Annotated in this window: 12 protein-coding genes; 5 read left to right on the forward strand and 7 right to left on the reverse strand. The window is 67.3% G+C overall.

Annotated elements, in window-relative coordinates; all coding sequences use genetic code 11:
* Positions 1–27: 27 nt before the first annotated feature.
* Complete coding sequence (locus NDB2M1_RS04040) at positions 28–405, forward strand: hypothetical protein (protein ID WP_072379705.1); 378 nt, start codon at positions 28–30, stop codon at positions 403–405.
* Positions 406–484: 79 nt separating this feature from the next.
* Here NDB2M1_RS04040 and NDB2M1_RS04045 read toward each other — a convergent pair whose 3' ends face one another.
* The 4 genes from NDB2M1_RS04045 to NDB2M1_RS04060 form a co-directional block, all read right to left on the reverse strand.
* Complete coding sequence (locus NDB2M1_RS04045; protein ID WP_072379707.1) at positions 485–1,618, reverse strand: ABC transporter permease; 1,134 nt, start codon at positions 1,616–1,618, stop codon at positions 485–487.
* The gene (locus NDB2M1_RS04050; protein ID WP_253185756.1) at positions 1,615–2,538 is read right to left on the reverse strand and encodes an ABC transporter ATP-binding protein; all 924 of its coding nucleotides are present in this window, start codon (positions 2,536–2,538) and stop codon (positions 1,615–1,617) included. Before NDB2M1_RS04050 ends, NDB2M1_RS04045 begins: the two co-directional genes overlap by 4 nt.
* A gap of 77 nt (positions 2,539–2,615) precedes the next feature.
* Positions 2,616–3,587: an HlyD family secretion protein gene (locus NDB2M1_RS04055; RefSeq protein ID WP_072379710.1), complete on the reverse strand. Its 972-nt coding sequence runs from the start codon at positions 3,585–3,587 to the stop codon at positions 2,616–2,618.
* Positions 3,584–4,210 (reverse strand): TetR/AcrR family transcriptional regulator, encoded by a 627-nt coding sequence (locus NDB2M1_RS04060; protein WP_072379712.1) that lies wholly within the window; start codon positions 4,208–4,210, stop codon positions 3,584–3,586. Before NDB2M1_RS04060 ends, NDB2M1_RS04055 begins: the two co-directional genes overlap by 4 nt.
* 283 nt (positions 4,211–4,493) lie before the next feature.
* Between NDB2M1_RS04060 and purS the strand changes: the two genes are divergently transcribed.
* Positions 4,494–4,727 (forward strand): phosphoribosylformylglycinamidine synthase subunit PurS, encoded by a 234-nt coding sequence (gene purS, locus NDB2M1_RS04065; protein ID WP_072379714.1) that lies wholly within the window; start codon positions 4,494–4,496, stop codon positions 4,725–4,727.
* A 2-nt stretch (positions 4,728–4,729) separates the two neighbouring features.
* Positions 4,730–5,410 (forward strand): phosphoribosylformylglycinamidine synthase subunit PurQ, encoded by a 681-nt coding sequence (gene purQ, locus NDB2M1_RS04070; RefSeq protein WP_072379716.1) that lies wholly within the window; start codon positions 4,730–4,732, stop codon positions 5,408–5,410.
* A gap of 3 nt (positions 5,411–5,413) precedes the next feature.
* On the opposite strand, the gene NDB2M1_RS04075 is transcribed toward purQ, so the two are convergent.
* Complete coding sequence (locus tag NDB2M1_RS04075) at positions 5,414–7,720, reverse strand: putative bifunctional diguanylate cyclase/phosphodiesterase (protein ID WP_083554634.1); 2,307 nt, start codon at positions 7,718–7,720, stop codon at positions 5,414–5,416.
* A 296-nt stretch (positions 7,721–8,016) separates the two neighbouring features.
* On the opposite strand from NDB2M1_RS04075, the gene NDB2M1_RS04080 reads away from it, so the two are divergent.
* On the forward strand, positions 8,017–8,916 hold the full coding sequence (locus NDB2M1_RS04080) for a homocysteine S-methyltransferase family protein (protein ID WP_072379720.1): 900 nt from the start codon (positions 8,017–8,019) through the stop codon (positions 8,914–8,916).
* On the forward strand, positions 8,909–9,757 hold the full coding sequence (locus tag NDB2M1_RS04085) for an RMD1 family protein (protein ID WP_072379722.1): 849 nt from the start codon (positions 8,909–8,911) through the stop codon (positions 9,755–9,757). The genes NDB2M1_RS04080 and NDB2M1_RS04085 overlap by 8 nt, the downstream gene beginning before the upstream one ends.
* Here NDB2M1_RS04085 and NDB2M1_RS04090 read toward each other — a convergent pair.
* Both NDB2M1_RS04090 and glmS read right to left on the reverse strand, forming a co-directional pair.
* A complete protein-coding gene (locus tag NDB2M1_RS04090; RefSeq protein WP_072379725.1) occupies positions 9,754–11,211 on the reverse strand; it encodes an ArnT family glycosyltransferase in 1,458 nt (485 codons plus the stop codon). The genes NDB2M1_RS04085 and NDB2M1_RS04090 overlap by 4 nt on opposite strands.
* Positions 11,208–13,031, reverse strand: a complete 1,824-nt coding sequence (gene glmS, locus NDB2M1_RS04095; protein ID WP_072379727.1) for a glutamine--fructose-6-phosphate transaminase (isomerizing) — start codon at positions 13,029–13,031, stop codon at positions 11,208–11,210. The genes NDB2M1_RS04090 and glmS overlap by 4 nt, the downstream gene beginning before the upstream one ends.
* Positions 13,032–13,043 lie beyond the last annotated feature (12 nt).

Consider the following 13,043-nt stretch of genomic DNA (forward strand, 5'->3'; position numbering starts at 1 on the left):
TCCAGCCCGCCGGAGGGACACCCCGCCATGCTCACCCGCCTCGCACTCACCGCCGCCGCCGCGCTCGCGCTGATCCCTGCCGCCGCACAGGCGGGCCACAGCGAACTGGAAGTCCCGCCGTCCGACACCTTCTTCCTCGGCGGCGAGCAGAAGGCCGATATGGTCGTCTCCGGCCGCAACACCGGCCAGACCACCGTCACCGTGCTCGCCACCAAAGACGGTTCGTCGCCCGAAGTGCTGATCGCCACCGTCGCCCCTGGCGCCAGCTTCAAGCACGCCTATGCCCCCGGCGAGATCGCGCTGATCCGCAATGCGTCAACCCGCGAAACCGCGCGCCTCAGCGTCGATTTCACCGGCAACCCGTCGAGCCTGACAATGGCCTACCTGCTCCCCCAGAAGGACTGACCCAAGGTCCTCCCCATTTTTCCCGGAGGGACAAATGGGGAGGTGGCCCGCCAAAGGCGGGTCGGAGGGGTATTGAGGCCTAAGCCACCGTATCCTGATACCGCCGCACCGCCAGCGATCCCAGCAGCACCAGCATACCCGCCAGCACCCCCATTTCGGGCAGCGCATCAAGCAGCCCCCACCCCTTCAGCATCACCCCGCGCACCAGCCGGATGAAATGCGTCGTCGGCAGCACTTCGGCCAGCGTCTGCGCCCACACCGGCATGCCGCGATAGGGAAAGGCAAAGCCCGACAGCAGCACCGAAGGCAGGATGTAGAAAAAGCTCATCTGCATCGCCTGCAACTGGCTCTGCGCCAGGGTGGAGAGCGTGAACCCCAGCCCCAGACTGGTCACCATGAACAGCAAGGTCGATCCCAGCAGCAGCGGCAGCGGCCCCGCAAACGGCACGTCGAACAGGAACCGCGCCGCGAGCAGGATCACCGTCAGCTGCACGATCCCGATGCCAAGGTAGGGCACGATCTTGCCCACCATCACCTCGAAGGGCCGCAGCGGCGTTGCCAGCAGGTTCTCCATCGTCCCCTGCTCCACCTCGCGCGTCACCGACAAGGCCGTCAGCATCACCATCGTCATCGAAAGCACGATGGCCAGCAGCCCCGGCACGACGTTGTGGCTGGTGATCCCTTCCGGATTGTAGCTCCGGTGCAGCACCAGCTCGACCGGCGATGGCCCCGCCGCAGGGGCTCCCAGAGGCCCGATCAGATCATGCCCCAGCGCGGTAGACACCGCATCGCCGATCGCGCTCAGCGCCGGCCCCGTCGCGGCGGGATCGGTCGCGTCCGCCGTCACCAGCAATTGCGGTCGCCGCCCGCGCACCAGATCGCGCCCGAAGTCCGGCGGGATCGTCACCACGAACTGCACCTTGCCGTCTTGCAGCAGGCGGTCCCCGGCGCCCGGCGTCTCGACCAGCTCGGTCACCTTGAAATAGGTCGTGTTCCGCAGCGCCGCATCGATCGAACGCGCAAACACCGAATTGTCCCCCCGCTCGATCGCCATCGGCAGCCCGCGCGGATCGTTGTTGATCGCATAGCCGAAGATCATCAGCTGCATCAGCGGCATGACCAGCATCATGCCCACCGTTCCCCGGTCGCGCAGCATCTGCCGCACTTCCTTGAACACCATCGCGCCGATGCGCTGCAGCGGGGTCGCGCTCATGCGTGCACCACCACCGAATTGTCCTCGGCCCCGCGCATCAGATGGATGAACACGTCCTCCAGACTCGGCACCGCCTCACGGAAGGTGATCGTATCCGCCCAGGGCGCTACCGCTTCATGCAGCGCCGCCATGTCCGGCCCGCAGACATGCAGCGCCGTGCCGAACGGCGCCGCCATCGCCACCCCGGGCCGCGCCTCGATCGCCGCCGCCAGCCGGTCCGCACCCGTTCCATCAGGCAGGTGCCCCTCGCCCTGCAGCGCCTTCAGCCCCGAGCCCGAGATCACTTCCGCAATGCTCCCCCGCGCCAGCATCCGGCCATAGGCGATATAGGCGATCTCATGGCAGCGCTCGGCCTCGTCCATATAGTGCGTGGAAACGAGCACGGTCATCCCGCCCGCCGCCAGCCCATGGATCTGGTCCCAGAACTCGCGCCGCGCCTGCGGGTCGACGCCCGCGGTGGGCTCGTCCAGCAACAGGATTTCGGGATCGTGCAGCACGCAGGCGGCCAGTGCCAGCCGCTGCTTCCACCCGCCCGAAAGCTTGCCCGCCAGCTGGTCGCTGCGTGTCGCGAGCCCCAGCTTGTCCAGCGCCTCGGCCACCCGCTCGTGCCGTCGTGGCAGCCCATGCACCCGCGCAAAGAACTCCAGATTCTCGGCAATCGTCAGATCGGAAAACAGCCCGAACTTCTGCGTCATGTAGCCGACGCGCGCCTTGATCGCGCTGCGCTTCGCCCTGAGGTCCTGCCCCAGCACCGTCCCTTCGCCCGCATCGGGGATCAGCAGCCCGCAGATCATCCGCAAGGTCGTCGTCTTGCCCGACCCGTTCGGCCCCAGAAACCCGCAAATCCGCCCCCGCGCGACAGACAGGTTGACCGCATCCACCACGGTCCGCCCACCAAACCGCTTGGTCAGCCCCCGCACATCGATAACAAGATCCAGAACCTCCCCGGAACGGGGAGGGGGACCGCCCGAAGGGTGGTGGAGGGGTCGAACCCCGCTCACCGACTGCTCACCGCCACCGGCAACCCCAACGGCAACGGCTTGTCCACCGGCAATATCGCCTCCACCATGAACACCAGCTTGGCCCGCGCATGCTCGCTGTAGATTACCGGGGGCGTATACTCCGCGCGCGGCGCGATGTAGCGCACCGTCGCCGTCCGCTCCCCGCCGCAGCCATCGCAGCTGAACCGCACCGCCTGCCCCATCCGCAGCCCCGCCACCCTGTCCTGCGGCACGAAGAAGCGGATCTTGCGCTTGTCATCGGGAATGATCGAAACCACCGGCTGGTTCGCAGGCACCCATTCGCCCGGATTGAAATAGGTCTGCTCCACCTGCCCGCTCACCGCAGAAATCGGCGCGATTTCCTGCCGCCGCCGCGCCTCCGCCGCCAGCGCCGCCTTCGCCCCCTGCACCTGCGCGGCCGCCGCCGCCTGCTGCGCACTCCGCCCCACGGTCAGCTCGCCGCTGCGCTGCTGCGCCTGTGCCTGCGCCACACTGGCCGCCGCGCTGTCCCTTGCCGCGCGTGCGGCATCCAGCTGTGTGCGGCTGGCAAAGCCCTTGGCCGCCAGATCGGCAAAGCGCCGGAAATCGGCCTCCGCCTTCACCAGCTGCGCCCGCGCCGAAGCTTCCGCCGCCCGCGCCACATCGATTTCCGGCCTGCGCTCGCGCGCCGCGCCAAGATCGCTGAGCGAGGCTTCCGCCCCCGCGACTTGCGCCGCCGCCTGCGCCGCGCTCGCATCCGCCGTGCGCGGATCGAGCGCAAACAAGGTCGCGCCCACGCTCACCCGCCCGCCGCGCTCCACCGGGCGGCTCGCCAGCGTGCCCGAAACCGGCGCTGCCACATAAATCGCCTCGCCCTCGACATAGCCCAGCCACGGATCGGGCGCGGTCTGCCGGGTGAAGTACCAGATCGCAGCCCCGACCAGCACCGCCAGCAGCACAAGGATCGGCAGGCGTTGGCGCAGGCTCATGCGGAAACTCCCCGGCTCGTCGGGCTGGCCATCAGGCCGCCGATGAGCAGATCGGCATGGCTCGCCGCCATCGCCTCGATATCCATCGGCTTGGCGCCCACCGGCACGAATACGATCCGCCACAGTGCGGTCAGGATCATGCCCCCCGCCACGCTGCGCGCCGCCAGCGACGGGTCCGCGCAGGCAAACTCGCCGCGCTTCACGCCGTGGCGGATGATCGCCTCGATCGCCCCGAACACCTTGGTGATCGCGGCATCGTGATAATACTTCACCAGATCGGGGAAGGCCTGCCCCTCGCCGATGATCAGACGTGGCAGGAAGGCGATGTTGCCGGTTCCCATGCGGATCATCACCACGCGGATGAACCGCCGCAGCGCTTCGGGTGCCGGATAGTCACCCAGGTCCGGGATCGCCTCGGGCAGCACGTGCTCGATCATCCCTTCGACCAGCGCGCGGAACAGCGCCTCCTTGCTTTCGAACAGGCTGTAGAGCGCGCTGCGACTGATCCCCACGCGCTGGGCGATGTCGTCCATCGGCGTCGCGGCAAAGCCGCGCTCGGCAAAGGCATCACGCGCTGCTTCAAGTACGCGGTCAAGGCGATCGGGAGGTGTGACTCGGGCCATGCCGGAATAAATAACAGACGCGTCTGTTATTTAAAAGCGAGAGCGTCTGCGGACGGCGTCGATTTTCCTACATCGCCGCGATCTGCTACAGAGCCCGAATGCCCCGTAGATCCGCCCTTTCGCAGCTTGATCGGCCCACCGGTTCGCCGCTGCACCGGGCTCGTCCATTTTCGCTCTGGATTGTGTCAACCGTGTCAACCTCCCGCCAGCTTGCGCTTCGGTCCGCACCGGAGCATAGGCGCACGCGATTCTCCCCAAAGTTGCCCGGAAAGGCCTGCCGCCCATGAAGATCCGCGTCCACGTCAGCCTCAAGAACGGCGTGCTCGATCCGCAGGGCCGCGCCATCCACCATGCGCTCGAAGGCCTCGGCTTCGGAGGCGTCAACGATGTCCGCGCCGGCCGCCTGATCGAGATGGACGTGGCCGACAGCACGACCGACGCCGCGCTTGAAGACATGTGCCGCAAGCTCCTCGCCAACCAGGTGATCGAGAACTTCCGCATCGAGAAGGTCGCCTGACCATGGGTTTTACCGCCGCTGTCATCACCTTCCCCGGCTCCAACTGCGATCGTGACATGGCCGTGGCGATCGAGCAGATCACCGGCGGCACGGTCCACCGCGTTTGGCACGGCGATGCCGAGCTCCCCTCCGGCCTCGATTTCATCGCCCTTCCGGGCGGTTTCTCCTACGGCGACTACTTGCGCTCCGGCGCCATGGCCGCGCGCTCGCCGGTGATGCAGGCGGTTGTTGCCGCCGCCAGCCGCGGCGTCACCGTGCTCGGCGTGTGCAACGGCTTCCAGGTCCTCACCGAAGCGGGGCTCCTCCCCGGCGCGCTGATGCGCAACGCCGGCATCCGCTTCGTCTGCCGCGATGTGCCCTTGGTGGTAGAGAACAACCAGTCGCTGTTCACCGCGCGCTACACCGCCGGCCAGCGCATCACGATCCCCGTCGCGCACCACGATGGCAATTACTTCGCCGACGCCGAGACGCTTGACCGCCTCGAAGGCGAAGGCCGCGTCGCTTTCCGCTACGGCGAACCCGTCAACGGCTCGCAGCGCGATATCGCGGGCGTGCTCAACGATGCGGGCAATGTGCTCGGCATGATGCCCCACCCCGAACGCATGATCGAGCCCGCACAGGGCGGCAGCGATGGCCGGGCCTTGTTCGAGAGCGTGCTGGCCGGCCTCGGCGTCGCCGCCTGATCGTCAGGCCTGCCGGCGCTGCCAGCCGATCCGGTCGAACAGCCCGCTCGCATCGCGCGCGGTCATCGGGCGGCCGAAGTAGTAGCCCTGGATCTTCTTGCAGCCGAGGCGGCGGATCATGGCCAGTTCCTCTTCGGTTTCAACGCCTTCCGCCGTGGTCGACATCTCGAGGCTGTCCGCCATCGCGACGACGGCGCGCACGATCGCAAGGCTCTCCGGATTGTCCTTCGCCGCGCCCTGCACGAAGCTGCGATCAACCTTGATCGTCGAGAACCGCAGTTTCCGGAGGTACCCCAGCGAGGAATAGCCCGTCCCGAAGTCATCGAGCGCCACGCCGCAGCCGAGCGACATGATCCGCTCGAGCGTCATCTGCGCCGCCGTCCCGTCGCGCACGAAGATGCTCTCGGTCACTTCGATCTCCAGCCGGTGCGGCGGCAGACCGCTGGCCGCGAGCGCGGAGACGACGACTTCGGCAAAGCTCGGATCAAGCAGCTGCTCGCCCGAAACGTTGACCGCCACCTTGATCGGATCAGGCCAGTTGGTCGCCTCGAAGCACGCGGTGCGCAGCACCCATTCGCCGATCGGCACGATCAGGCGGGTATCCTCGGCGAGCGGGATGAACTTGGCCGGACTCACCGGGCCATGGTCCGCCGAGTGCCAGCGCAGCAGCGCCTCGAAGCTCACCGGCTCCTCGGTCAGCGCGTCGACCACCGGCTGGTAGGCGAGCTGGAACTCCCCGCGCTCCAGCGCATGACGCAGCGAGAACTCAAGCTTGCGCCGCTCCTCGGCATGGGCATGCAGCGCCGGCTCGTAGTCGAAGTGCAGCCCGCCGCCCTCGTCCTTGGCGCGGTAGAGCGCGAGGTCGGCATTGCGCATCAGCGTCTCGACCGTCGCCCCGTCGCGCGGCCCGATTGCCGAGCCGACGCTGGCGCCGACAAAAAGCGTGTGGTGATCGATCTCGTAGGGCTGCGACAGCGCGGTGATCACCGCCTCCGCCACCACCCGGATGCGCATCCCGTCACCCGCATCGCGCACCACGATGGCGAACTCGTCGCCGCCCAGCCGTCCGCACAGTTCGTTCTCGCTCATCAGCGACTTGAGGCGATCCGAAACCTTCGCGAGCAGCTGGTCGCCGACAAGGTGCCCCAGCGTATCGTTGACCGCCTTGAACCGGTCGAGGTCGATCATCATGAATCCGCAGCGCATCCGCCAGCGATCCGCCTCCCGCATGGCATCGCCCAGCGTTTCGGTGAGCATCAGGCGGTTCGGCAGGCCCGTGAGCGTGTCATAGCGCGCGAGATAGGCGATCTTGTCGGCGCTTTCGCGCTGCTCGGTCACGTCCGAACCGACGCCGCGGAAGCCGATGAAGTTGCCGTTGTCGTCAAAGCGCGGCGAAGCGGAGAGCTCCCACCAGCGATTGCTGCCGTGCAGCGTGACATGGACAAGCAGGTTCGAGAAGCTCTCGCGCCGCTTCAGCCGTTCGGCGAGGTCGTGAAGCGAGGAATGGAAGTGCCCGCTTTCCCAGGCGGAACCGGCGATCAGCTGGATCAGCGGCTTGCCGTCGATGTCTTCAGGGTCTTCTCCGAGCGCGAAGGCAAAGCGGGGGGATGCAGCGCGGACGCGGCGGGTAGAGTCGGTCTGCCACAACCAGTCCGCCTCGCCTTCCTCGAACTCGCGCAGCAGCAGCGAGACAACCTCGCTCTTCTCCGCAACGCCCGCTTCGGCAACCTTGCCCGCAAGGAACATGCGCGCGGCTTCAAGACTGCCGACCCACAGGAAGATCACGAAAGTGACCGCAGCACCTGCCGCCGTCACCTTGCCGAAAGCGAGGAACACCACGACGCTCGCCGCGCCGAGGATGGCATTGAACAGCACCGCGCCGAGCGGCACGGCGGCGAAGGCAAGCGCGGTGCCCGCCATCAGCATCGCCATGATCGACCAGACCAGCAGCCGCTGCTCGGGCGACGCGAAAGGCCCCATCACGAGGATCGGGAGCACCCACACCACCCCCGCCGCAACGGTGCAGACGGTATGGCGATGGATTTCCTGCCGGGTCATCCGGCGGCGGTCGGCATCTTCCAGCGTACGGTCGAAACTCGCACCCCAGACCAGAACCCCGGCAAGCATCGCGGCCCAGCCGAGCAGGACTGCAATGTGGATCGCGCCCCACAGCGCCTGAACGACGAGCATCGCCGCCAGACCATGTGCGGCAAGCCGCGGCCGGGTGAGCCGCGCAAGGCCGGAATACTGTAGTCCGCGCAGCCGCCCCCAGTCACCTTCCGCCGAATCGGACAGGCCCAGCACGGCCATGGCCGGCAGCTCCCGCGGCAAGGCGGGCATAGTTTGATCGGTCGGTCGGGTCACGCCTCCCGGCTTAGTGGAGAAACCTTGCGCAAAGGTAAGCGCCCGGACATCTTCACTACAAACAACACCAATCCGGACTTTCCACAAGCCTCTGAAATGTAACAGCACTATCCCGGCCGGTAGCAAATTGTTGAGCAAGTTTTTTGCTGCCATCTGCCCATCGGCAGCAGCTTGCCCCTGCCGCTCCGCAAGAGGCCGTGCTAGCCCCATGCCAAGCCCCTCAAAGAGAGTTCGCGACGACCATGACCGCTCCCCTTCTCATCCTCGATGGCGGCACCGGCCGCGAACTGGCCCGCAGCGGAGCGCCGTTTCGCCAGCCCGAATGGTCAGCGCTCGCGCTGATCGAGGGACCGCATTTCGTCAGCGCCGTGCACCGCGCCTATGTCGCGGCGGGGGCGGACGTGATCACGACCAATTCCTACGCCGTCGTCCCCTTCCACATCGGCGAGGAACGCTTTGCCGAGCAGGGCGCCGCGCTGGCCGCACTGGCAGGCAAGCTGGCGCGCGAAGTCGCTGATTCGGCGGAAAGGAAGGTCCGCGTCGCAGGATCGCTGCCGCCGGTCTGCGGCTCCTACCGCCCGGACCTCGTCGATCTCGATCGCGCCCGCCCGGTGCTCGACGTGCTCGTCGCAGCGCTCGCGTCCAATGTCGATCACTGGCTCGCCGAAACCCTCTCGTCGCTCGTCGAAGCGCGCCTTGCCGCATCGCTCACCGCGCCCTCGGGCAAGCCGCTTTGGCTGTCGTTCACGCTGGAGGACGAGAAGCCGACCGCCGAACCTGCCCTGCGTTCCGGCGAAACCGTGCGCGCAGCGGCCCGCGCGGCAGAGGACCTCGGCGCGGCGGCGCTGCTGTTCAACTGCAGCCAGCCGGAAGTGATGGAAGCCGCCGTCCGCGCCGCCAAGGACGAATTGGGGCCGGACAGCCCCATCCGCATCGGCGTCTATGCCAATGCCTTCCCGCCGATGGCCGCCGATCACGAAGCCAACGCCGGGCTCAGCCCGATCCGCGCGGACCTGACACCGGAAGGATATGGGAAGTTTGCCGCAGCCTGGAGCGCGGCAGGCGCCTCGATCCTGGGTGGGTGCTGCGGGATCGGGCCGGAGCATATCGCCGCACTGCGAACGAGCGCTGTACATGCCTGACAGCGGGAGCCGCGCCCAGCCTGCCACGACCAAACCGCCGGGCTGGCCCGACGAAGTGGCACTGGGCGCGCTCCCGCCGGGCGAGACGCTGATCGTCCACGCGCGCCATCTCGGCACCCGCATCGACACACGCGGGCTCGCCGCCGATACGGTGCTGCGCGAACTGGCCGCTGCCGCCGGGCTGACCTTCGCGTTTCGTTATGGCGTCGCGGTCACGTTCTGCACCACGGTCAATCGCATCCCCGCGCTCGACAAGGCGCTCCTCGCGCATGTGCAGGAACCCGCCGAACATCAGGAGATCGAGACGGCCACGGTGCTTATCACCGACGGCGGCAAGGAGCGCGTTGACGACGACGGCGTGATCCACCTCGCCGATGACGAGGAGCCGCGCCTGCTCCTTGTCGCCACCGTGCTGGCGCATTCGGTGATGCTCTCGCGCGACGAAATGCTTGTCTCGGACGTGTTCAATTCGAGTGTGCCCCTGGTCGCGGACTTGCAGGTCAACGGCAAGGCGCGGCTCTCGATCCCCGAATGCATGCGCATGGTCGGCGGAGTGCTCGCCGCGCGTCACCGTGTGATGGGCACCGCGCAAGCGGGCGAGCGGCCCGACCTCCTCTGGGACCACCCCGATCTTGACCGGCTCTACACCCGGCTCGAGGCTGAGTACGAACTGGGTGAGCGCGCCGAAGTGCTCGAGCGCAAGTTCGGCGCGCTGGGCGATTTCACCGAAGTGCTGCTCGATATCGCGCAAGACAAGCGCGCGGTGCGCCTCGAGGTTGCAATCATCGCGCTGATCGCGGTCGAACTGCTGCTTTCGATCAGCAAGGCGATCGGCGGCTAGGGCCGACGCTGCCAGAGGATCAAGCCGTCGCCAAGGATCAGGTAGCGCCCGGCCTCGAGGTAATGTGTGCGCATCTCGGCCAGCACAGTCGGCGCGGTGTAGGACCCGTAGTAGAGGCTGGTGTCCGAGCGGGTCAGCACGAACATCGGTTTGCGGGCGAGGAACTCTGCGACGATCTCCTCCTGCGGCCTGCCCAGCGATCCCTGCTCGAAGTATTCGGCACTGTGGAAGGGAAAGGGATACTTCGTGTTCGGGTTCGTGCCGGTAGCGGTGTAGGTCGCGGTGGGGCCGGAAAAGACATAGAGCGTGCGCTCGGACCCGCCCGCGTTGATCCGCTGAACCAGTGCCTGAAATTGCGCCTCGTCGGCTCGTCCACCGGCGATGGCGGCGGGAAAGTTGCCGATCACCACCAGCGCCGCCGTCAGCAGCCCTGCGCCGAACCACCCGGCGCGCTGGCGCAGATCGTAGAACGGCACCGCGAGCAGGACCGCGAACGGCGCGAGGAAGGCGTAGTAGTAGGCCAGCACGTTGCTGGGGAAGTAGATCGAGGCCAGTGCGCCCACTGCCATCACCGCCACGAGCAGGCTGGCGCGGCGCGGATAGGTCTGGCCGAGGCGGAACCACGCCCAGACCCCCGCCGCGATCATCAGCAGGAACGGTGCGATCACCGTCAGCGTCTTGGGATGGAAGCGCCCGACGCTGACCTTGCGCTGGAAGATCGAGACGAAGTTGGCGAAGACAAAGTCGTCGAAATGGCCGATCGCAGCATACCACGCGGCAATCGCCAGCGTCGGCGCGAGGCCGACCAGCGCATAGAGGCAGGCGCGGCCCAGCACTGGCGACAGGGCGCGGGTGCGGCGCCAGTCCTCGATCAACACGAACAGGGCAAACACCGCGCAGTAGGGCGCGGCGGTATACTTGATCTGGATCGCGAGCCCGCCGAGCAGCATGGCTAGCAGCATCGCCCCGAGCGATCCCGGCCGGACCATCGCGAGATACATCATGCCCAGGCACAGCGGCGCAAACAGCAGCTCGCTCTGCGCCCCTCGGCATCCGAACACCGTCATCGCCAGCAGGTACAGCAGCGCCGCCACCCAGCCCGTCCGCCGGTCCGCCAGCAGCGCGGCGATGCGGTAGGCCAGCCATGCGCCCACGCAGGCGAAGAGGTTCGCCATGACGAGATAGGCCCAGGGCGCCGGGCCCAGCAGGCCGTGCGCGGCGACATAGAGCAGGAACAGCCCGAGCGGCTTGCGGTCCCAGATGTCGACATAGACCAGCTGCCCCTGCAGCATGGCCTTGGCGACATAGGAATAGAACTGCTCGTCGTGGTCGACGACGGGGTTGTCCATCCACCCCCCGCGCACCAGCAGCGAGCATGCGGCGATGAACAGCAGGACCGGCACCTCGCGCAGGAGAGCGCGCGCCCAACCGCGCTCCACCGGCGCAGCGGTCATTCGACGGTGACCGACTTCGCCAGATTGCGCGGCTGATCGACGTCCGTCCCCTTGGCCACCGCGACATGGTAGGCCAAGAGCTGCACCGGCACGGCATAGACCAGCGGCGCGATCAGCGGGTGGACCTTGGGCATCTCGATGGTGGCGAGGCAGCCCTCGCCCGCTTCCTCGATGCCCGCCTTGTCGGAGATGAGCACGACCTTGCCGCCGCGCGCGCGCACTTCCTGCATGTTGCTCACGGTCTTTTCGAACAGCGGGCCGGAGGGCGCGAGCACGATCACCGGCACCGCCTCGTCGATCAGCGCGATGGGCCCGTGCTTCATTTCGCCCGAGGCATAGCCTTCGGCGTGGATGTAGCTGATTTCCTTGAGCTTCAGCGCACCTTCCAGCGCAAGCGGAAAATCCGGACCGCGGCCCAGATAGAGCACGTCACGTGCCGGGGCGATGAGGTGCGCCATCGCGGCGATTTCGTCGTCGTGGCTCAGCGCGGCATTCAGGGCGGCAGGCGTCTCGGCCAGCTGGTTGACGATATCCGCCTCTTCCGCGCGCGTCAGCCGCCCGCGCTTGACCGCTAGGTGTGCGGCTAGCGCGGCGAGCACGGCAAGCTGGCAGGTGAACGCCTTGGTCGAGGCGACGCCGATTTCCGGCCCGGCGTGCGTCGGCAGCAGCAGGTCCGCCTCGCGCGCCATCGAACTGGTCGGCACGTTGACGACGACCGCGATGGTCTGCCCTTCGGCCTTGCAGTGGCGCAGCGCGGCGAGGGTGTCCGCCGTCTCGCCGCTCTGCGAGATGAACAGCGCAAGGCCGCCCGGCTCGAGTACCGGATCGCGGTAGCGGAACTCGCTCGCCACATCGATATCGACAGGCAGCCGGGCAAACTGTTCGAACCAGTACTTGGCGACCATGCCGGCGTAATAGCTCGTTCCGCAGGCGACGATGGTCACGCGGCTGATGCTGGAGAGGTCGAAATCGATCTGCGGCAGCGCGACGGTCTGGTCGATCCGGCGCAGGTAGCTGCGCAGCGTCTGCGCCACCACGGTCGGCTGCTCGAAGATTTCCTTCTGCATGAAGTGGCGGAATTCGCCCTTCTCGATCGCCGCCGCCGTCGCGCCTGACGCGACAATAGGGCGGGTCACCTGCACATTGTTCACGTCATAGATCGTCGCGCCCTCGCGGGTGATGACAACCCAGTCGCCTTCCTCGAGATAGGTGATCCGCTGGGTCAGCGGCGCCAACGCCAGCGCGTCGGAACCGAGGTAGGTCTCGCCATCCCCGTAACCCACCACCAGTGGCGAGCCGAGCCGCGCGCCGATCAGCATGTCGTCGTGCTGGCGGAAGGCAATGGCGAGCGCGAAGGCACCGCGTAGCGTGGGGAGCACGGCCTTGACCGCATCCTGCGGGCTGAGGCCAGCTTCGACCTGTTCGGAGACGAGATGCGCGACGACTTCTGTGTCGGTCTCGCTCTCGAATGTGCGGCCCCGCGCAATCAGCGCATCGCGCAGCGGCTTGAAGTTCTCGATGATCCCGTTGTGGACGAGCGCGACCTCACCCGTCGCATGGGGGTGCGCGTTGCTGGTGGTCGGCGCGCCATGGGTGGCCCAGCGGGTGTGGGCGATGCCGATCAGGCCCGAGGCGGGATGGCGCACCAGTTCGAGCACGAGGTTGTTCAGTTTGCCCTCGGCGCGGCGGCGCACCAGTTGGCCGTCCTCGACCAGACAGATACCCGCGCTGTCGTAGCCGCGGTATTCCATCCGGCGCAGGCCGTCGACCAGCCGGTCCGCCACTTGTTCCTTGCCGACAATTCCGATGATTCCGCACATGGGGAGAGTGGC

It is taken from the genome of Novosphingobium sp. NDB2Meth1 (assembly GCF_900117425.1).
Classification (GTDB): domain Bacteria; phylum Pseudomonadota; class Alphaproteobacteria; order Sphingomonadales; family Sphingomonadaceae; genus Novosphingobium.